The organism is Sphingomonas sp. GW821-FHT04B01 (assembly GCF_059420425.1).
Genome location: NZ_JBWKTR010000003.1, coordinates 20,543 through 39,230, shown reverse-complemented (window position 1 = coordinate 39,230; position 18,688 = coordinate 20,543). Strand labels below are relative to the sequence as shown.

Here is an 18,688-nt window from a genome sequence, read left to right as displayed (position 1 = left end):
TGTTTACAGCGTAAGCTACCATTAGCTGCTTACAGTGTAAACACACCGAATGACGTCGACGCCTTCTTTGCGCCAGTCGCTTGTCGAGCATGCGATGCGTCTGCTCGATGCCGGCGATCACGACCCCTCGCTCCGCGCCGTCGCACGTGCCGCAGGGGTATCGGCGATGGCGCCCTATCGCCACTTTCCCGACAAGACGGCGCTGCTCGGCGCGGTGGCGGCGGAAGGCTTTGCGATGCTGCACGGCCGGCTCGTCGTCGCCGACGCGCAGGGGAACGCCATCGCGGCCGAACAGGCGCTGGTCGAACAGGGGCTGGCCTATGTCGCCTTCGCACAGGCGCATCCCGCGCTGTTCCGGCTGATGTTCACCGATGCGATCGCCACCGCCGCGCACGTCAGCCCGGATCGCGCCGCCGAGGGCGATGCCTATGGCATACTCGCCGCGCGCGTCGCGACGCTCTGTCCCGGCACCGCGGCGACCGCGACAATGGCGGCCTGGGCGCTGGTCCACGGCTTCGCGACGCTCGCGCTCGACCGCCGCCTGCCGCCCGACCCGGAGGCCGCCCGCGCAGCGCTCGCCCTGTTCGTCGCCGGCCTTACGAAAAAGGGCCCGGAAGCCTAAGCCTCCGAGCCCCCGATCGTCTCAGGCGAAGCGGATCAGCCCCAGTTCGCCATCTTCTGCTCGAGGTTGGCGCGCACCGCCTCGAAGAACTGCTCGGTGGTCATCCACGGCTGGTGCGGCCCGATCAGGATCGCGAGATCCTTGGTCATCTGGCCGTTCTCGACGCACTCGATGCAGCAGCGCTCCAGCGTCTCGGCGAACTTGGTCACCTCGGGGGTGCCGTCGAACTTGCCGCGATACTTCAGGCCGCCGGTCCAGGCGAAGATCGACGCGATCGGGTTGGTGCTGGTCGCCTTGCCCTGCTCGTGCTGGCGATAGTGGCGCGTGACGGTGCCATGTGCGGCTTCCGCCTCGACCGTCTTGCCGTCCGGCGTCAGCAGCACCGAGGTCATCAGGCCGAGCGACCCGAAGCCCTGCGCGACCTGATCCGACTGGACGTCGCCGTCGTAGTTCTTGCAGGCCCAGACGAACTCGCCGTTCCACTTCAGCGCCGAGGCGACCATGTCGTCGATCAGGCGATGCTCGTAGACGATGCCCGCTTCCTTGAACTTGTCCTTGAACTCGGTCTCGAACACCTCGGCGAACAGGTCCTTGAACCGGCCGTCATAGGCCTTGAGGATCGTGTTCTTGGTGCTGAGATACACCGGCCACTTGAGGTTGAGGCCGTAATGCATCGAGGCACGGGCAAAATCGCGGATCGAATCGTCCAGATTGTACATCGCCATCGCGACGCCCGAGCTCGGGAAATCGAAGACTTCGCGGTCGATCGTCTGGCCGTCGACGCCCTCGAACACGAGGCGCAGCTTGCCGGGGCCGGGGACGAGGAAGTCGGTCGCGCGATACTGGTCGCCGAAGGCGTGACGGCCGACGACGATCGGATGCGTCCAGCCCGGGATCAGGCGGGGGACGTTTTTGATCACGATCGGTTCGCGGAAGATCGTGCCGCCAAGGATGTTGCGGATCGTGCCGTTGGGCGACTTCCACATCTTCTTGAGGCCGAATTCCTCGACGCGCTGTTCGTCGGGGGTGATCGTCGCGCACTTGACCGCGACGCCGTGCTTCTGCGTCGCCTTGGCGGCGTCGACCGTCACCCGGTCCTCGGTCGCGTCGCGATTCTCGATGCCGAGATCGTAATAGTCGAGGTCGATGTCGAGATACGGCTTGATCAGGCGCTCGCGGATCCATTCCCAGATGATCCGCGTCATCTCGTCGCCGTCGATCTCGACGATCGGGTTCTTCACCTGAATCTTGGCCATATGCGCTTCCTGCGAGAGGGGATTTGCGCCGTCGTCTAGGCACAAGCGGGCAGGGGATCAACCATCTCGGGCGGATTGGCCGCGCGGTGAACGTCGTCGCCGGCAAACGTTGTGTTGCATGAACGACACGGTTACACCCCGTGGTTATGCCATCGCTCGAAAAGCCACCGACCAGCCCGCTGCCGACGACCACGGTGAAGTGGCGCTTTCCTTCGGTCCACCCCGAAGGCCATAAATACGCCGCCATCGCGCTTGGGCTCACGCTGATCGCGACGATCGTCACCAAGGTGCTGTTCTGGCCGCTGCTCGCCGTCGTCGTCTGGGTGCTGACCTTCTTCCGCGATCCGATCCGGACCACGCCGGTCGGCGACGGCCTCGTCATCGCCCCCGCCGACGGGCTCGTCACGATGATCCAGCGGGTGGCGGTACCGCGCGAATTGGTCGGCGAACTCGGCGAGGTGCCGTTGACGCGCGTGTCGATCTTCATGTCGGTGTTCGACGTGCACATCAACCGGACGCCGATCGCGGGTACGATCCGTCAGGTCGTCTATATCAGCGGCAAGTTCCTCAACGCCGATCTCGACAAGGCGTCCGACGAGAACGAGCGCCAGCATATCGTCGTCGAGGGGCGGGATGGTCGCCGCATCGGCTTCACCCAGATCGCCGGGCTGGTCGCGCGCCGCATCGTGCCCTTCGTCAAGCCGGGCGACATGGTCGCGACCGGCCAGCGGATCGGCCTGATCCGCTTCGGCAGCCGCGTCGACGTCTTCCTTCCGGACGACATCATCCCGCAGGTGGCGCTCGGCCAGCGCACGATCGCCGGCGAGACGGTTGTCGGCCGTGTCGGCGGCATGGCCGTCACCGGCATCGCACAATGATCGGCAAGTAAATGGAACCGCGCGACTCCACCCCCGATCCCGCCCGCCGCCTGCCGCGTCGCCTGCCCCGCCGTCCGCGCGGGCTGCCGCTGCGCGCCGTCGCCCCCAATGCCGTCACCGCGCTCGCGCTCTGCTCGGGCCTCAGCGGCGTGCGCTTCGCGATCGGCGGCGAATGGCAGAGTGCGGTGACGATGATCATGATCGCCGGCGTGCTCGACGGGCTCGACGGGCGCATCGCCCGCATGCTCCACGGCGAGAGCCGCTTCGGCGCCGAACTCGATTCGCTGTCCGATGCGATCTCGTTCGGCGTCGCGCCGGCGCTCATCATGTATCTCTGGTCGCTCGCCGCGCTGCCGCGGCTCGGCTGGATCAGCGCACTGATCCTCGCGGTGTTCTGCGCGCTTCGCCTCGCCCGCTTCAATGCGGCGATCGATGCCGACGACCAGCCGCACAAATCGGCAGGCTTCCTCACCGGTGTGCCGGCACCGGCCGGGGCGGGTCTCGCGATGCTGCCGCTCTATTTCTGGTTCTGGACCGATCAGCCGATCTTCGCCAACCCGTATCTCGTCGCGCTCTGGGTGGCGTTCATCGCGCTGCTGATGGTGTCGAGCGTCGCCACCTTCTCGTGGGGCTCGCTGCGCCTGCGCCGGACGATCCGGTTCGAGGCGATCGCCGGCGTTGTCCTGCTCGGCGCGGCGCTCGTCTCGGCGCCATGGCATACACTGAGCGCGATCTGTGTCGGTTACCTGATCACGATCCCGTTCAGCGTCGCCAGTTATGCGAAGATCAGGCGGCAGCGCGCAGGCGGCGAACGCCAGCGGGAACCGGAGCCGACGCCCAGCGCCTGACGGCGATGCGGCGTTCGGCCGAGGCGAGCTGCGACAGCGGCGCGAAGGCGGGCTCGACGTTGCCGGCGGCGAGGCGGACGATACGCTGCCACTGGGGCGCGACCGTCGCGGCGATCACGCCCGCGGCAACCGCGAACGCACCGGCAAAAACGAGAACACTTACGACTGCAACCATCGAACCGACTCCCTGGCAGGCGAGCGAGCAGCCTGTGGATAACTCGCTTAACCATTGTTTAATCAGTGAGTTCCGCGCTGGGTCCATTTTCGCCGATTTCGCTTCGCCGCAGCGCCGCTAAACTGGGTTAGACTCACCGTGTCCACTGTCTGGTCGCTTTATGTTCCACCTACGTTCCACCTGTCAAGCGGGTTGGAACGACTTGCGTTCTGCGTCCGCTGCGGCTAATGGCGCAGCCCTCTAACCCCGCATGGGAAGCATCATAGCCCGGTGCGTGCGGCCGCAAGGCCCGCGTCATCCGCTTCCCAGAGGCATTAACCGGAAAGGACTCATCCTATGGCGGCTCCCGTCGTCACCATGCAGCAGCTCATCGAGACTGGCGCGCACTTCGGCCACCAGACCCACCGCTGGAACCCGAAGATGAAGCCCTACATCTTCGGCGACCGTAACGGCGTCCATATCCTCGACCTGTCGCAGACCGTTCCCCTCTTCGCCCGCGCGCTCGAGTTTGTCTCGTCGTCGGTCGCCAGCGGCGGCAAGGTGCTGTTCGTCGGCACCAAGCGCCAGGCGCAGGACGCCGTCGCCGATGCGGCGCGTCGTTCGGGCCAGCATTTCGTCAACCACCGCTGGCTGGGCGGCATGCTCACCAACTGGAAGACGATCAGCAACTCGATCAAGCGCTTGAAGACGCTCGAAGAGCAGCTTTCGGGCGACACGCACGGCCTCACCAAGAAGGAAGTGCTCCAGCTCACCCGTGAGAAGGACAAGCTCGAAATGTCGCTCGGCGGCATTCGCGACATGGGCGGCGTGCCCGACGTCATGTTCGTGATCGACGCGAACAAGGAAGAGCTGGCGATCAAGGAAGCCAACACGCTCGGCATCCCCGTCGTCGCGATCCTCGATTCGAACGTCTCGCCCGACGGCATCGCATTCCCGGTGCCGGCGAACGACGACGCCAGCCGCGCCATCCGCCTGTATTGCGAAGCGATAGCCATTGCGGCGACGCGCGGCAACCAGGAGCAGCAGTCGCGTCGCGGCGTCGATCTCGGTGCGCAGGATGTCGCCCCGGTCGAGGAAGCGCTGACCGTCCCGACCCCCGAGCCCGAGCAGCAGGCTGCCGGCACGGTCGAGGGTGCGGGCGCCGAGGCCGAGCGTCAGATCGACGCGTAACCGCCGTCGTCGAACCGTCATGCGGGCGGGGTAGGGCGGCGCCCTGCCTCGCCCGTAAACACATTCAGAACAAGGAATATGCAACATGGCTGATATCACCGCAGCGATGGTCAAGGACCTGCGCGAGAAGAGCGGCGCGGGCATGATGGATTGCAAGAAGGCGCTCAACGAGACCTCGGGCGACATGGACGCCGCGCTGGACTGGCTGCGCACCAAGGGCCTCGCCGCCGCGCAGAAGAAGTCGAGCCGCACCGCCGCCGAAGGTCTCGTCGGCGTCGCCACCGCCGGCACCAAGGGCGCCGCGGTCGAGGTCAATTCGGAAACCGACTTCGTCGCCAAGAACGACCAGTTCCAGCAGTTCGTCCGTGAAGTGACCCAGATCGCGCTCGCCACCGGCGGCGACATCGAGGCGCTGAAGGCCGAGGCGATGCCGTCGGGCACCACCGTCGCCGAAGTGCTGACCAACAACATTGCCACGATCGGCGAGAACCAGTCGCTGCGCCGCGCGCGTCGCCTCGAAGTGTCGCAGGGTGCGGTCGTGTCCTACGTCCACAACCAGGCGTCGCCGGGTCTCGGCAAGATCGGCGTGCTCGTCGCGCTCGAATCGGATGCCTCGGACGAGGTGCTGCAGGGTCTCGGCAAGCAGATCGCGATGCACATCGCCGCGGCCTTCCCGAAGGCGCTCAACGAGGAAGACCTCGACGAGGCCGAGATCGAGCGCGAGCGTGCGATCGCGACCGAAAAGGCCGCCGAATCGGGCAAGCCCGCCGATATCATCGCCAAGATGGTCGAGGGCGGCATCGCCAAGTTCCGCAAGGAGCATGCGCTGGTCAGCCAGCTGTTCGTCATGGACGGCAAGACCAAGATCAGCGACGTCGTCGCCAAGGCGGCCAAGGACGCCGGCGCGTCGATCGTGCTGAAGGACTATGTCCGCTTCCAGCTCGGCGAGGGCATCGAGAAGGAAACGTCCGACTTCGCCGCCGAAGTCGCCGCCGCCTCGGGCGTCGCGCAGAAGGCCTGATCCGGCCGGCGCGCTGCGGCGCGCCATGGCATCCAGCGAAGGGCGTCGCGCATCCCGCGCGGCGCCCTTTGTCGTTGCCATTACCGTCAGGCGGATCGGCATCCTGCACCGGCGCACATAACCCCGGATCCGATCAGGCGAAGGTTGCCCCGGCGCGCGCGTCGGCCTAAGGTCCGACCCGCTTTCTCCCACCAGCGATAGGAACTTATGACGTTCGCGCCGCGCTTCAAACGCATCTTGTTGAAACTGTCCGGCGAAGTGCTGATGGGCGAGGGCGGTGGCCTGTCCATCGATCCCGCCGTGACCGCGCGCGTCGCCGAGGAGATCGCCGACGTCAAGGCGCAGGGCTATGAGCTCTGCATCGTCGTCGGCGGTGGCAACATCTTCCGCGGCATCTCCGGCGCGGCGCGCGGCATGGAACGCGCGACCGGCGACTACATGGGCATGCTCGCCACGGTGATGAATGCGCTCGCGGTGCAGAATGCGCTCGAGCAGATCGGCGTCGAAACGCGCGTCCAGTCGGCAATCCCGATGGCGTCGGTGTGCGAGCCGTTCATCCGTCGCCGCGCCGAACGCCACCTGGAAAAGGGGCGCGTGGTGATCTTCGCCGCGGGCGTCGGCAGCCCGTTCTTCACCACCGATTCCGGTGCCGCGCTGCGCGCCGCCGAGATGAAGTGCGATGCCTTGTTCAAGGGCACTTCGGTCGACGGCGTCTACGATGCTGATCCCAAGAAGGTGCCGACCGCGACGCGCTATGCCACGGTCAGCTATTCGAAGGTGCTGTCCGACGACCTCAAGGTCATGGACGCCAGCGCGATCGCGCTGTGCCGCGACAACAACATTCCGATCGTCGTCTTCAACATTCGCGAACACGGCAATTTCGCCGCGGTTCTCAACGGTGATGGCATCTCGACGGTCGTCCAGAACGAACAGGAGTAGACCATGGCAGCCTATGACAAGGCCGATCTCGAGCGCCGGATGGCCGGCGCCGTCGAGGCGCTCAAGCACGACCTCAACGGCCTGCGCACCGGCCGCGCCTCCACCGCCCTGCTCGATCCGGTGACGGTCGAGGTCTATGGCAGCCACATGCCGCTGGTGCAGGTCGCCACCGTCTCGGTACCCGAGCCGCGCATGCTGTCGGTGCAGGTGTGGGACAAGTCGAACGTCGGCCCGGTCGAGAAGGCGATCCGCTCCGCCGGCCTCGGCCTCAATCCGATCAACGACGGCCAGACGCTGCGCCTGCCGATCCCCGATCTCACCGAGGATCGCCGCAAGGAACTCGCCAAGCTCGCCGGCAAGTATGCCGAGGGCGCGCGGATCGCGGTCCGCAACGTGCGGCGCGACGGCATGGACGCGTTGAAGACCGACGAGAAGAAGGGCGTCATCAGCGAGGACGAGCGCAAGCGCCACGAGACCGAGGTGCAGAAGCTCACCGACGCGACGGTCGCCGAGCTCGATGCGGCGGCGGCGGCGAAGGAAAAGGAAATCCTCGGAAAGTGAGTCCGATCGCGGCCTCGGTTGCGTCGCTGGCGGCGGTCCCGGACACGGGGCCGGTGCCGCGTCACGTCGCGATCATCATGGACGGCAACGGCCGCTGGGCGAAGGCGCGGCATCTGCCGCGCGTCGCCGGTCACAGGGCCGGGGTCGAGGCGGTGCGCCGCGTCACGCGCGCCGCGCGCGCGATGGGCGTCGAGGCGCTGACGCTCTACGCTTTCTCCAGCGAGAACTGGCGCCGTCCCGAGGATGAGGTCGGCGCGCTGATGGGGCTGCTGCGACTGTTCATCCGCAGCGACCTCGCCGAGCTGGTCGCCGAGAACGTGCGGCTGCGCATCATCGGCGACTATCGCCGCTTCGCACCCGATCTGGTCGCGCTGGTCGACGATGCGATGGCCAAGACCGCCGCCAACACCGGTCCGATCCTGGTGATCGCGCTCAACTACGGCTCGCAGGCCGAACTGGTCGCCGCCACCCGCCGGCTCGCCGCACGCGCCGCCGCGGGCGAGATCGACGCGGCCGCGATCACCGCCGAGCATATCGAGGCGGAGCTCGACACCGCCGACCTGCCGCCGCTCGACCTCGTCATCCGTTCGTCGGGCGAGCAGCGCCTGTCCAATTTCCTGCTGTGGCAGGCGGCCTATGCCGAGCTGCTGTTCGTCGACACGCTCTGGCCCGATTTCACCGCCGACACGCTCGGCGACGCCATCGCCGCCTTCGGGCAGCGCCAGCGGCGCTACGGCGGCCTGTGAGCGACGCGCCCGCCGGCAAGCGCCCCTCGGAGCTTGCGACCCGTACGCTTACCGGTCTGGCCCTGATCGCGCTCGCGCTGGTCGCGCTGGCATTCGGCGGCTTCGTCTTCTGGCTGCTCGCCGTCACCCTCGGCGTCTTCATGATGGCGGAGTGGAGTGACCTCCACGGCGCCGATTCGAAGACCAAGCGGCTCGGCCAATATGTCCTGTCGGTGCCGCTCGCGATCATGTGTCCGCTTGCCGCCGGCCCTGATTTCTTCGCGCTCGGGCTGCTGGTCGGCGCCTTCTTCTTCCTGACGATCATCAGCCGCCGCCCGCAACTGGGCGCCGGCGTGCTCTATTGCGGCCTGCCGATCTACGCGCTGCTGCTGATCCGCCACGAACCCGATGGCCTGCGCAACGCTTTATGGGCGCTGAGCCTCGTCTGGGCGACCGACATCGGTGCCTATTTCGCCGGGCGCAGCATCGGCGGCCCCAAGCTCGCGCCGCGGGTCAGTCCCAACAAGACCTGGGCCGGCCTGATCGGCGGCATCGTGCTGGCGACGGTCGTCGCCGCGGTGATGGGCCAGGTCTACCTTCTCCCGTTGCGCTTCGTGATCGCGACGCCGCTGCTCGCGATCCTCGCGCAGGCCGGCGACCTCTACGAGAGCCACCTCAAGCGCCGCGCCGGCGTCAAGGATTCGGGCAGCGTCATCCCCGGCCACGGCGGCTTCCTCGACCGTCTCGACGGCGTCGTCCCGGTTATGCCGGTCGCGGCGCTGCTCGTCGTCGTGCCGCTCGCCTTCTGATATGAAAACCGTCTCCATCCTCGGTGCGACCGGCTCGGTCGGCACCTCCACGCTCGATCTCGTCGAGCGCGAACCCGACCGTTTCAGGGTCCGCGCGCTCACCGCGAATGGCGACGTCGGCAAGCTCGCCGCCGCTGCGCGCCGCACCGGGGCGGAACTCGCGGTGGTCGCCGACGAATCCTGCCTGCCTGCATTGCGCGACGCGCTCGCCAGCACCACCACGCAGGTCGCCGCGGGACGGCAGGCGATCTGCGACGCCGCCGCGGGCGCCGACTGGACGATGGGCGCGATCGTCGGTTGTGCCGGGCTCGAACCCGTCATGGCGGCGATCCGCCACGGCGGCACGGTGGTGCTCGCCAACAAGGAGCCTTTGGTGTCGGCGGGCGAGGTGATCCTCGCCGCCGCGGCGCGCTCGGGGGCGACGCTGCTGCCCGCGGACAGCGAACATAACGCCATCTACCAATGTTTCGACTTCGCCCGGCCCGAGGGGGTGCGACGCATCATCCTCACCGCCAGCGGCGGCCCGTTCCGCGACTGGTCGCGTGAGCAGATGGCGGACGTCACCGTCGAACAGGCGGTCGCGCATCCCAATTGGTCGATGGGCGCCAAGATCAGCATCGACAGCGCGACGATGATGAACAAGGGCCTCGAACTGATCGAGGCGGCGCGCCTCTTCCCGGTGCCGCACGAACGGATCGAGGTGGTGATGCACCGCCAGTCGGTGATCCATTCGATGGTCGATTACGTCGACGGCTCGATGCTCGCGCAGCTCGGCCCCTCCGACATGCGCGTGCCGATCGCGCATACGCTCGCCTGGCCCGAGCGGATGGCGACGCCGATGGCGCCGCTCGACCTCGTCGCGATCGGCCGGCTCGACTTCGAGACGTGCGATCCCGTCCGCTTCCCGGCGATCAAGCTGGCGCGCGACGCGCTGGAGGCGGGCGGCGCGCGTCCTGCCATCCTCAACGCCGCCAACGAGATTGCCGTCGCCGCGTTTCTCGACCGGCGTATCGGCTTCCTCGAAATTGCCGCAATCGTCGCCGATACGCTGGATCATTACGATCCGCCGGCTCCGGAGACGCTGGAGGCGGTCCTCACCATCGACGGCGAGGCGCGACGAATGGCGGACGAGCGTATTCGGGACCATGCTAAGGGGCGTGTAAGGGTTCGCGCGTGAAGGATTGCCTAGCTTGATCCAGTCTCCCGGCGTTCTGATGGCCGTACTCGCGTTCCTCTGCGCGATCGGCCCGCTCGTCTTCATCCACGAGATGGGCCATTATCTCGCCGGCCGGCTGTTCGGCGTGAAGGCGGAGGCCTTTTCGATCGGCTTCGGGCGCGAGATCGCGGGGATCACCGATTCGCGCGGCACTCGCTGGAAATTCGGCTGGCTGCCGCTCGGCGGCTATGTCCGCTTCGCTGGCGACATGAACCCGGCAAGCCAGCCCGATGCCGCGTGGCTGGCGCTCCCCGCCGCCGAACGCGCGCTGACCTTCCAGGCCAAGCCCCTTTGGCAGCGGGCGATCATCGTCGCCGCCGGGCCGGCGATCAACCTGATCCTCGCGGTGTTGATCCTCGCCGGTTTCGCGCATCATTATGGCGTCGACCGGACTCCGGCGGTGGTCGGCACGGTGATCGCCGGCGCCCCCGGCGCGAAGGCGGGCCTGCAACCGGGGGATCGCATCCTGTCGATCGACGGCCGCGCCATCCAGACCTTCACCGACGTCGCGCGCTATGCGCTGATCCGGCCGGGCGAGCAGGTGACGTTGCGCGTCGTGCGCGGCGGCACGACGTTCGACCGCCCGCTCGCGATCGGCGTCGTCCACCAGCGCGACCGCTTCGGCAACGAATATCGCATCGGTCGGATCGGCATCGGCAGCGGCGATCCCGTGCTCGCGCCGGTCGGCCTCGCCGAGGCGCCCGCGGCAGGCGTGCGGATGACCGTCGACATCATCTCGGGCACGCTCGAGACGCTCGGCCAGATCATCAGCGGCCGCCGCTCGATCGACGAACTCGGCGGCCCGATCCGCATCGCCAAGATCTCGGGCGAACAGATGGCGCTCGGCGTGTCGGCGTTCGTCTGGCTGGTGGCGATGCTGTCGATCAATCTGGGGTTCATCAATCTGCTGCCAGTACCCATGCTCGATGGCGGACACCTCTTCTTCTATGCGATCGAGGCGATCCGCCGCCGGCCCCTCGAACCCAGGGTGCAGGAATGGGCATTCCGTGGTGGACTCGCCGCGGTATTGGCGCTGATGCTGATCGTGACCTTCAACGATTTGAGTGCAGTCGGTCTGTGGCAGCGGCTGGCCGGCTTGATCGGCTGACCGGCTTGGGGCAGGGCAGGCGCTTGCGTCCCGGCGGATATTGGTATCCTGACGTATTTGGGGTGGGTTGAGTGACAGCGATGAAGAGTACCAAGTTCGCGCCGGTGAGCGCCGCGTTGCTGGCCGGCACGATGCTGTCGGGCATGCCGGCGATGGCGCAGACCGCGCCCGAACCGGCGGCGCAGCAGCCCGCCGCGCCGGCCGCCGACTCGCCCGCCGCGACACCGACGCCGGCCCCCACCCGCGCACCCGCCACCGGGCGCACGCCGGCCCGCGCCGCCCGCACGCCCGCTGCCCCGGCCGCTCCGGCGACGGCGCAGGCTGCGACTCCGGCCGTGGCACGCACGATCAAGACGCTGCGCGTCGAGGGTTCGCAGCGGATCGAACCCGAGACGGTGCTGTCCTATACCAAGCTGCGCGTCGGCATCCCCTATACCGCCGAGACGCTCGATCAGGCGTTGAAGGACCTGCAGGCGTCGGACCTGTTCGTCGACTTCTCGATCTCGGGCGTCGAGACCGGCGACATCGTGCTGCGCATCCGCGAGAATCCGATCATCAACCGCGTGATCCTCGAGGGCAACAAGGCGCTCAAGAGCGACAAGATCACCAAGGAGATCAAGCTCGCGCCGCGGCAGATCTTCACCCGCACCGCGGTCCGCCAGGACGTGTCGCGGATCATCGAACTGTATCGCCGCCAGGGCCGTTTCGCCGCGGTGATCAGCCCGAAGATGGTCAGCCTCGACCAGAATCGCGTCGACGTGGTGTTCGAGATCACCGAGGGGCCGAAGTCCAAGGTCCGCCAGATCAACATCATCGGCAACGAGATCTTCAACGACGGCAAGCTGCGCGGCGAGATGGTCACCAAGGAATCGCGCTGGTTCCGCCTGCTCTCGTCCAACACCTCCTACGATCAGGATCGCCTGAATTACGACCAGCAGAAGCTGCGGCAATTCTATCTGACCGAAGGCTATGCCGATTTCCGCGTCACCTCGGCGGTCGCCGAGCTGACCCCGGACAAGCGCGACTTCATCATTACCTATGTGGTCGAAGAGGGTAAGCGCTACAAGTTCGGCGACGTCACCGTCGACAGTGAGATCCGCGACTTCGACAACAAGAAGCTGGCGGCGTCGCTGCCGGTCAAGAAGGGCGACTGGTACAACGCCAAGCTGGTCGAGACGTCGATCGATCAGTTGAGCGAGGCAGCCGGCCTGTTCGGCTACGCCTTCACCGACGTGCAGCCCGATTATGCGCGCGACGCCGACACGCTGACGATGGGGCTGAACTTCCACATCGCGCAGGCGCAGCGCACCTATGTCGAGCGAATCGATATCAACGGCAACACGCAGACGCAGGACAAGGTCGTCCGTCGCGAGATCCGTCTCGCCGAGGGCGACGCGTTCAACAGCTTCCAGGTCAAGCGCTCGCAGGATCGCATCAACTCGCTGGGCTTCTTCCAGGACAAGATGGAGATCAAGCAGACCCCCGGCTCGACCCCGGATCGCATCATCCTCGATACCACGCTCGAAGAGAAGAGCACCGGCGAGCTCCAGCTCTCGGTCGGCTATTCCAGCCTCGAACGCTTCATCATCCAGGCCAACATCACGCAGAACAACTTCCGCGGCAAGGGGCAGGTGCTGCGTGCCGGCGTCAATTACTCGACCTATTCGAAGTCGGTCGAGCTGGGCTTCACCGAGCCCTATCTGTTCGACAAGAACGTCGCGGTCGGCGTCGACGTGTTCCGCCGCGACTATAATTCGTTCAACTATATCGGTACGCAGCGCCAGACGACCTATTCGCAGGTGTCGACCGGCTTCCAGGTCCGCATGGGCGTGCCGCTGACCGAATATTGGTCGCTCGCCGGCCGCTACGGCCTGTCCTACGACGAGGTCGGGCTCGACCAGTCGACCTATTTCACCGACGGCGCCTGCGACCCGCTCAAGGCCGGCCGCTATCTCTGCGAGGCGATCGGCAACCGCTGGACCTCGTCGGTCGGCTATTCGCTGATCTACGACAGCCTCAACAGCCGCCTGCGCCCGACCGCGGGTCAGCGGCTCAGCTTCAGCCAGGATTTCGCCGGTCTCGGTGGCGACGTGAAGTACATCCGCACCCGGCTCGAAGGCTCGAAGTTCGTCAACGTCGGCTCGGGCTTCATCGGCTCGCTGGTCGGCGAGGCGGGCTATATCAAGTCGCTCGAAGGCAGTCGCGGCGAGGGCGTCGACCGCATCCGCATCACCGATCGCTTCTATCTCGGCGAACCGCAGTTCCGCGGCTTCGACATCCGCGGCGTCGGTCCGCGCGTCCAGCGCCAGCAATATACCGTCGATACCACGACGGGTAAGCAGATCCTCGTCACCGATCGCGACCAGCTCGTCGACGACGCGCTCGGCGGTCGTGCTTACTATCTCGCCCGCGCCGAGCTGGAGATCCCCTTGGGTGCCGGCGCGCGCGAACTCGGCCTGCGTCCGTCGATCTACGTCCAGGCGGGCAGCCTGTTCGGCCTGACCCGGCCGCTGCCGACCGCGAACTTCCCGACGATCACCGACGCCGCAGGCAACGTCACCGTACTGCCGATCCAGCGCCTGCTGCTCGATTCGTCGGGTCGCCAGCTCTACCAGGTGCCGACCGGGGCGACGGCAGGAGCGGGTGCTTACACGACCTGCGCGATCGGCTATTCGGAAACGCTGGGCGGCGTCTGCGCCGGCAGCTCGACCAACGCAATCGGCTATCAGTCGCCGATTTCGCCGTTCAAGGAAACCTATTACGCCAGCAGTGCGACGCCGCGCGTCAGCATCGGCGTCGGCGTCAACTGGACTTCGCCATTCGGTCCGTTGCGGATCGACCTTGCCAAGGCGCTCGTCACGCAGAAGGGTGACGATCCCAAGCTTATTACCTTCAACGTGGGGACTCAGTTTTAATGAAGACGATCACCAAGACCTCGCTGGCGGCACTCGCCGGCGCCTCGATCGCGCTGGCGGCCGGCGCCGCGACCGCGCAGACGGCCGGTATCGCCACGGCGCAGGCCGATGCGGCGATCTTCAGCGCCAAGGCGTTCGACGCTGCCAACCAGCAGATCTCGACCACCTACAAGACCCAGCTCGATCAGGCCGCTGCGGCGCAGACCGCGCTGAACACGCAGCTGCGCACGCTGCTCGACACCAACAAGGACGGCCAGGTCAGCCAGGCCGAAGCCGCCGCCGCCGAGGCGCAGAACAGCGCGATCGGCAACCAGGTCCGTGCCGCGCAGCAGAAGGCGCAGCCGAACATCGAATCGCTGCAGGGTCCGGCGATCAAGGCGCAGGCCTATGCGCTCGAGCAGATCACCGCCAAATACGATCCGGCGCTGCGTGCCGTCGTCGCCGCGAAGAAGATCACCGTCGTGCTCGCGCCCAACGCTATCCAGTATGCGCCGCCGGCGACCGACGTGACCCGCGACATCATCGCCGAGCTCGACCGTTCGACGCCGACCGTCTCGATCACCCCGCCGGCGAACTGGCAGCCACAGCAGCAGACCGTCGAGTTGCTGCAGCAATATCGCCAGCTCGTCTATGCGAACGCCGCCCGTCGTCAGCAGGCCGGCGCACCCGCTCCCGCCGCCGGCACCCCGGCACCGGCCGCCGGCGCCGCGCCGCGCGCCACGCCGCAGGGCCGCTAAGGCTGCACGGGTGAGCGACGACGCACCCCAGCAGCAGGGCACGACCATGGGGCCGCTCGATATCGGGCGGGTCATGGCGGCCCTGCCGCATCGCTACCCGATGCTGCTGGTCGACCGGGTCGAGGAGATCATCCTCGACCGGTCGATCGCGGCGATCAAGGCGGTGACGATCAACGAAGGCTTCTTCCAGGGGCATTTCCCCGGTCGGCCGATCATGCCGGGCGTGTTGATCGTCGAGGCGCTGGCGCAGGCCGCCGGCATCCTCGCGGTCGAGAGTCTCGGCCTCGCCGGCTCGGGCAAGCTCGTCTATTTCATGGCGATCGACGGCGCCAAGTTCCGCAAGCCGGTCGAACCGGGCGTGCTGTTGCGGCTGGAGGCGACCTTCGTCCAGAAGCGCAGCTCGGTGTGCAAATTCGCCGGCGTCGCGAAGATCGACGGCCAGGTCGTCGCCGAAGCCAATTTCACCGCGATGATCGCCGACCCGCCCAAAGCCTGAGCATCGGACCGGCCCCCTCCGTTTGCCCTGAGCCTGTCGAAGGGTAGGTGAGACCCACCTGTGCTTCGACAGGCTCAGCACGAACGGGGGAAGGCATCACATTTTGACAATCCCGCGGCGCTCCTCTACGGGCGCCGCTTCCCTTCCAGGCTGGTCGGAACCAGCCGCATCCGGAGCATCGTGACGTGAAGAAAGATACCCATCCCGACTACCACATGATCAAGGTCCAGATGACCGACGGTACCGTGTTCGAGACCCGCTCCACCTGGGGCAAGGAAGGCGACACGATGCAGCTCGACATCGATCCGCTGGCGCATCCGGCGTGGACCGGTGGTCGCGGCACGATGCTCGACGCCGGCGGCCAGGTCGCCCGCTTCAACAAGCGCTTCGGCGGCGGTCTCACGCTCCGCAAGAGCTGATCAGCGCGTTAACGCGAACATAACCATGGTCTGGATAGACCGTGGCTATGTTCGCGGCAGAGTTCGAACCTGCACTGACCTACGGCCGGCGTCGCGCCTCGCGCACGCCGGTTTCGTTCGATGGCGATATCGGCAAGGCCAACCGCGCCTTGTGCAAGGTCGTGGACATCTCGATCCACGGCGCACGCCTCCAGACCTATTGTCCGCTGACCCGCCACAGCATGATCTGGCTGACGCTGTCCGGCGAAGCGCCGATCGCCGCCGAGGTCCGCTGGGCCGAGGATTTCGCGGCCGGCTGCCGCTTCAAACAGGCGCTCGATCTCGACGTGTTCGAAAAGCTCGTCGCGTTGAATCGGGCAGGGCGTTGATCCAACTCACCCCTTGATCCCGCGGCCCGACGTCGCCATAGGCTTGCGCGGGAGTCGGGCGGACGTGGTCGTCGCCAACCCGGTCAGGTCCGGAAGGAAGCAGCCGCAACGATTTCGCCGCGGGTCGTCCCGGCTCCCACCCTATAGCATCGGGTCAATTGGACCGCTTGAGCCAGGAACGCTCGCGGAACCACTTGGTGACGATATATTTCGTCCCCTCCACCACCGCCGTCCCCTCGTGCAGCGTCGCCGTATTGGGCGTGCCGTCGGGGTTCATGTTGTTCCAGGCGAGCAGCAGCCCCTGCCGCGGCGCGATCTTGAACCCGGCCTGTGGAAACCAGGTCGCGCCACCCTCGGCGACGTCGTTGAGGTAGATCATCGTCGTCCACGTCCGCTGCCCGCCGGACGCCTGCATCTGCTCCCAATAGCTCTCGGTCTCGTGGAAATAGTCGTGATGCGCGCGGAATTGCTGTCCGGCGGCATAGCGCTGGCCCTGCAGCGTCTCGCCATGGTCGGCAGGCAGGCCGAGCAGTGCGGCGATCGCCTCGTCGATCGGCTGCACCTCGGGCGCATAGCGGTTCATGTCGCAGCTCTCGCTGGTGCGGAAGCCGGGGTCGGCACGATCCGACAGCAGCGACGACGGCCGGCGGTTGGCGTCGATCATTGCGATCAGCGTCGCGCATTGCGCCGCATCGAGGAAATCGAGCTGATAATAGATCTGGATCGCCGGCACCTCGGCCCGGACGACGGCGGGATTGGCGTCGAGCCGCTGCGCGACGCGGGCACCGGCCTGCTGGCGCAGCGGGGAAGGGGCGGGCGCTTTGCGACGGGCGAACATGGCGGGAAAATGCCGTCGCCGCGCCGCAAAGACAACCGTCAAAGCAGGGTAACGCCCCGCCCGATCAATAGAAGATGCCGTACACCGTATCGATCACCAGCCCGCTGCGCAGGTCGACCAGTAGCGCATCGTCATAATAGCGCACCCAGCGATACGGACCATAGGCCTCGGGCAGGCGATAGGCATAGGGATCGCCGATCCAATAGGCGCGGCTGAACAACACCGGCGACAGCGGCACGCCGACCCCGAACCGGCGATAGCCGCGGCCCCACCCCGACGGCGCGTAATAGCGCGGCAGGCGATAGGCGCCGCGGTTCACCGCGCGATAGCGGTTCCAGTCATACCGGTCGTCGTCGCGCCAGCGCCGGTCCCAGGCGCCGCCCCGTTGCCCCGCACGCCAGTCGCGCGCCGCCGGGCCGCGATCGTCGAACCGGCGCTCGTCCCAGCCGCGGCCGTCGTCGGCACGGCCGACGTTGCCGCGGCCGACATTGCCCCAGCCGACGTTGGGGCCGCGATCAGGACGCGGGTCGTCGCGATCCGGCCGCGGCCCGCGATCGGGACGGTCGTCGCGAAAGCCCGGTCCCCCATCGCCGGGGCCGCGCCCCGGACCATCGTCGCGCCGCTCGCGCGGTGGCGGCGGACCACGATCCGGCCCGAAGTCGCCCGGCTGCGGCCGCTCGGCGCGTCCCTGGCCCTGCCATCCGCGATCGCCTGAGGGCTCCGGCCGCGGCCCGGCATCCGGGCGTGGGCCGCGGTCCGGCCCCGGCCCGCGCTGGTCCCAGCCGCCGCGTCCGTCCTGCGCCTGCGCGGCCACCGGCATCAGCATCGATGCCGCCAGCAACGCCTTGATCACGGTCTTCATCCTGTTCGTCCTCAACCCGCCGGCGCACGAGCCGACTCCGATGATGACTCCTTCTAGCGACGACGCGATGTGACGAAGCTGAATTGGATCGTCAGCGTTCCGACAGCTTGTCGCGCGCGGCGTCGGCCGGCGGGGGCACGAGCGCCGGGACGACGCGCGCCGCATCGGCGGGATCGATACCGGGTCGCGCGCCGGCGGGAATCGTCTCCTCGCCGAGGGCGGCCCGACCGGCACGCTGGATCGCCTCAATCAGCCGCGGATAGATGCCGCAGCGGCACAGGTTGCGGATCGCGCCGCGGATATCGGCCTTGCTGGGATCGGGACTGCGCTTGAGCAGCACCGCGGCGGCCATGACGATGCCGGGGATGCAGAAGCCGCATTGCGGCACGTTGGCGGCGATGAAGGCGAGTTGCAGCGGATGGTTGCGCTCGCGCGACAGGCCCTCGATCGTGGTGACGTAGCTGCCCTCGACCGATCCGATCGCGACCCGGCACGACAGCACCGCGCGCCCGTCGACATCCACCGTGCACGCGCCGCAATCGCCGGTGCCACAGCCATATTTCGTCCCGGTCAGGTTCGAGGCGTCGCGCAACGCCCACAGCAGGGGCGTGGCGGGATCGAGCCGGTATTCGACCGGCTGGTTGTTGACCGTGAGGCGCGACATGGCGCCTCTTAGAGCGGATCGACATTCAATCAAATTCCTCCCCTTGGCGGGGGAGGGCAAT

The 18,688-nt window shown here is 67.2% G+C and carries 21 protein-coding genes and 1 other RNA gene; 17 read left to right on the top strand and 5 right to left on the bottom strand.

Going from position 1 to position 18,688, the window contains the following annotated elements:
• The first annotated feature begins 49 nt into the window (after nt 1–49).
• Entirely contained in the window at nt 50–622 is a 573-nt protein-coding gene (locus tag AC07UH_RS09045; protein ID WP_495180069.1) for a TetR/AcrR family transcriptional regulator, read from the top strand.
• Between the two features lie 35 nt (nt 623–657).
• Here AC07UH_RS09045 and AC07UH_RS09040 read toward each other — a convergent pair whose 3' ends face one another.
• Nucleotides 658–1,878 (bottom strand): NADP-dependent isocitrate dehydrogenase, encoded by a 1,221-nt coding sequence (locus AC07UH_RS09040; protein WP_495180070.1) that lies wholly within the window; start codon nt 1,876–1,878, stop codon nt 658–660.
• Between the two features lie 146 nt (nt 1,879–2,024).
• On the opposite strand from AC07UH_RS09040, the gene AC07UH_RS09035 reads away from it, so the two are divergent.
• Together AC07UH_RS09035 and AC07UH_RS09030 are read left to right on the top strand one after the other, a co-directional pair.
• Nucleotides 2,025–2,756: a phosphatidylserine decarboxylase gene (locus AC07UH_RS09035; RefSeq protein WP_495180071.1), complete on the top strand. Its 732-nt coding sequence runs from the start codon at nt 2,025–2,027 to the stop codon at nt 2,754–2,756.
• Nucleotides 2,757–2,767: 11 nt separating this feature from the next.
• Nucleotides 2,768–3,604 (top strand): CDP-alcohol phosphatidyltransferase family protein, encoded by an 837-nt coding sequence (locus AC07UH_RS09030; protein WP_052075505.1) that lies wholly within the window; start codon nt 2,768–2,770, stop codon nt 3,602–3,604.
• Here the strand turns inward: AC07UH_RS09030 and AC07UH_RS09025 are convergent.
• The gene (locus tag AC07UH_RS09025) at nt 3,543–3,779 is read right to left on the bottom strand and encodes a hypothetical protein (RefSeq protein WP_081974326.1); all 237 of its coding nucleotides are present in this window, start codon (nt 3,777–3,779) and stop codon (nt 3,543–3,545) included. The two genes, AC07UH_RS09030 and AC07UH_RS09025, sit on opposite strands and share 62 nt — an antisense overlap.
• Nucleotides 3,780–4,115: 336 nt before the next feature.
• Between AC07UH_RS09025 and rpsB the strand changes: the two genes are divergently transcribed.
• From rpsB to ffs, 14 genes are all read left to right on the top strand, one after another.
• Nucleotides 4,116–4,949 (top strand): 30S ribosomal protein S2, encoded by an 834-nt coding sequence (gene rpsB / locus AC07UH_RS09020; protein WP_038659894.1) that lies wholly within the window; start codon nt 4,116–4,118, stop codon nt 4,947–4,949.
• A gap of 85 nt (nt 4,950–5,034) precedes the next feature.
• Nucleotides 5,035–5,970 (top strand): translation elongation factor Ts, encoded by a 936-nt coding sequence (gene tsf / locus AC07UH_RS09015; RefSeq protein ID WP_038659892.1) that lies wholly within the window; start codon nt 5,035–5,037, stop codon nt 5,968–5,970.
• A 207-nt stretch (nt 5,971–6,177) separates the two neighbouring features.
• Entirely contained in the window at nt 6,178–6,909 is a 732-nt protein-coding gene (gene pyrH, locus AC07UH_RS09010) for a UMP kinase (protein WP_038659889.1), read from the top strand.
• A 3-nt stretch (nt 6,910–6,912) separates the two neighbouring features.
• On the top strand, nt 6,913–7,470 hold the full coding sequence (frr, locus tag AC07UH_RS09005) for a ribosome recycling factor (RefSeq protein WP_038659886.1): 558 nt from the start codon (nt 6,913–6,915) through the stop codon (nt 7,468–7,470).
• Entirely contained in the window at nt 7,467–8,216 is a 750-nt protein-coding gene (locus tag AC07UH_RS09000) for an isoprenyl transferase (protein WP_495180072.1), read from the top strand. The genes frr and AC07UH_RS09000 overlap by 4 nt, the downstream gene beginning before the upstream one ends.
• On the top strand, nt 8,213–9,004 hold the full coding sequence (locus AC07UH_RS08995; protein WP_495180073.1) for a phosphatidate cytidylyltransferase: 792 nt from the start codon (nt 8,213–8,215) through the stop codon (nt 9,002–9,004). Before AC07UH_RS09000 ends, AC07UH_RS08995 begins: the two co-directional genes overlap by 4 nt.
• A gap of 1 nt (nt 9,005) precedes the next feature.
• Entirely contained in the window at nt 9,006–10,181 is a 1,176-nt protein-coding gene (locus AC07UH_RS08990; protein WP_495180074.1) for a 1-deoxy-D-xylulose-5-phosphate reductoisomerase, read from the top strand.
• Between the two features lie 13 nt (nt 10,182–10,194).
• Nucleotides 10,195–11,328: an RIP metalloprotease RseP gene (gene rseP, locus AC07UH_RS08985; protein ID WP_038659878.1), complete on the top strand. Its 1,134-nt coding sequence runs from the start codon at nt 10,195–10,197 to the stop codon at nt 11,326–11,328.
• Between the two features lie 80 nt (nt 11,329–11,408).
• Nucleotides 11,409–14,243, top strand: coding sequence for an outer membrane protein assembly factor BamA (gene bamA / locus AC07UH_RS08980; protein ID WP_495180075.1), 2,835 nt, complete (start codon nt 11,409–11,411; stop codon nt 14,241–14,243).
• Nucleotides 14,243–14,980: an OmpH family outer membrane protein gene (locus tag AC07UH_RS08975; protein ID WP_038659872.1), complete on the top strand. Its 738-nt coding sequence runs from the start codon at nt 14,243–14,245 to the stop codon at nt 14,978–14,980. The genes bamA and AC07UH_RS08975 overlap by 1 nt, the downstream gene beginning before the upstream one ends.
• 46 nt (nt 14,981–15,026) lie before the next feature.
• The gene (fabZ, locus tag AC07UH_RS08970; RefSeq protein ID WP_038659868.1) at nt 15,027–15,476 is read left to right on the top strand and encodes a 3-hydroxyacyl-ACP dehydratase FabZ; all 450 of its coding nucleotides are present in this window, start codon (nt 15,027–15,029) and stop codon (nt 15,474–15,476) included.
• Between the two features lie 185 nt (nt 15,477–15,661).
• Complete coding sequence (rpmE, locus tag AC07UH_RS08965) at nt 15,662–15,895, top strand: 50S ribosomal protein L31 (protein ID WP_037535430.1); 234 nt, start codon at nt 15,662–15,664, stop codon at nt 15,893–15,895.
• A 47-nt stretch (nt 15,896–15,942) separates the two neighbouring features.
• The gene (locus AC07UH_RS08960) at nt 15,943–16,263 is read left to right on the top strand and encodes a PilZ domain-containing protein (RefSeq protein WP_495180480.1); all 321 of its coding nucleotides are present in this window, start codon (nt 15,943–15,945) and stop codon (nt 16,261–16,263) included.
• Nucleotides 16,264–16,309: 46 nt separating this feature from the next.
• An RNA gene (gene ffs / locus AC07UH_RS08955) (signal recognition particle sRNA small type) lies at nt 16,310–16,407 on the top strand.
• Nucleotides 16,408–16,417: 10 nt separating this feature from the next.
• Here ffs and AC07UH_RS08950 read toward each other — a convergent pair.
• The 3 genes from AC07UH_RS08950 to AC07UH_RS08940 form a co-directional block, all read right to left on the bottom strand.
• On the bottom strand, nt 16,418–17,101 hold the full coding sequence (locus tag AC07UH_RS08950; protein ID WP_038659861.1) for a 2OG-Fe(II) oxygenase: 684 nt from the start codon (nt 17,099–17,101) through the stop codon (nt 16,418–16,420).
• A 64-nt stretch (nt 17,102–17,165) separates the two neighbouring features.
• Complete coding sequence (locus AC07UH_RS08945) at nt 17,166–17,963, bottom strand: RcnB family protein (RefSeq protein ID WP_495180076.1); 798 nt, start codon at nt 17,961–17,963, stop codon at nt 17,166–17,168.
• 91 nt (nt 17,964–18,054) lie between these two features.
• The gene (locus tag AC07UH_RS08940) at nt 18,055–18,627 is read right to left on the bottom strand and encodes a (2Fe-2S)-binding protein (RefSeq protein WP_495180077.1); all 573 of its coding nucleotides are present in this window, start codon (nt 18,625–18,627) and stop codon (nt 18,055–18,057) included.
• Nucleotides 18,628–18,688: the final 61 nt, after the last annotated feature.

Coding starts and splice junctions, on each gene's coding strand:
- AC07UH_RS09045 (WP_495180069.1), top strand. CDS start 50: ATGACGTCGACGCCTTCTTTGCGCCAGTCGCTTGTCGAGCATGCGATG.
- AC07UH_RS09040 (WP_495180070.1), bottom strand. CDS start 1,878: ATGGCCAAGATTCAGGTGAAGAACCCGATCGTCGAGATCGACGGCGAC.
- AC07UH_RS09035 (WP_495180071.1), top strand. CDS start 2,025: ATGCCATCGCTCGAAAAGCCACCGACCAGCCCGCTGCCGACGACCACG.
- AC07UH_RS09030 (WP_052075505.1), top strand. CDS start 2,768: ATGGAACCGCGCGACTCCACCCCCGATCCCGCCCGCCGCCTGCCGCGT.
- AC07UH_RS09025 (WP_081974326.1), bottom strand. CDS start 3,779: ATGGTTGCAGTCGTAAGTGTTCTCGTTTTTGCCGGTGCGTTCGCGGTT.
- rpsB (WP_038659894.1), top strand. CDS start 4,116: ATGGCGGCTCCCGTCGTCACCATGCAGCAGCTCATCGAGACTGGCGCG.
- tsf (WP_038659892.1), top strand. CDS start 5,035: ATGGCTGATATCACCGCAGCGATGGTCAAGGACCTGCGCGAGAAGAGC.
- pyrH (WP_038659889.1), top strand. CDS start 6,178: ATGACGTTCGCGCCGCGCTTCAAACGCATCTTGTTGAAACTGTCCGGC.
- frr (WP_038659886.1), top strand. CDS start 6,913: ATGGCAGCCTATGACAAGGCCGATCTCGAGCGCCGGATGGCCGGCGCC.
- AC07UH_RS08990 (WP_495180074.1), top strand. CDS start 9,006: ATGAAAACCGTCTCCATCCTCGGTGCGACCGGCTCGGTCGGCACCTCC.
- bamA (WP_495180075.1), top strand. CDS start 11,409: ATGAAGAGTACCAAGTTCGCGCCGGTGAGCGCCGCGTTGCTGGCCGGC.
- AC07UH_RS08975 (WP_038659872.1), top strand. CDS start 14,243: ATGAAGACGATCACCAAGACCTCGCTGGCGGCACTCGCCGGCGCCTCG.
- fabZ (WP_038659868.1), top strand. CDS start 15,027: ATGGGGCCGCTCGATATCGGGCGGGTCATGGCGGCCCTGCCGCATCGC.
- AC07UH_RS08960 (WP_495180480.1), top strand. CDS start 15,943: ATGTTCGCGGCAGAGTTCGAACCTGCACTGACCTACGGCCGGCGTCGC.
- AC07UH_RS08950 (WP_038659861.1), bottom strand. CDS start 17,101: ATGTTCGCCCGTCGCAAAGCGCCCGCCCCTTCCCCGCTGCGCCAGCAG.
- AC07UH_RS08945 (WP_495180076.1), bottom strand. CDS start 17,963: ATGAAGACCGTGATCAAGGCGTTGCTGGCGGCATCGATGCTGATGCCG.
- AC07UH_RS08940 (WP_495180077.1), bottom strand. CDS start 18,627: ATGTCGCGCCTCACGGTCAACAACCAGCCGGTCGAATACCGGCTCGAT.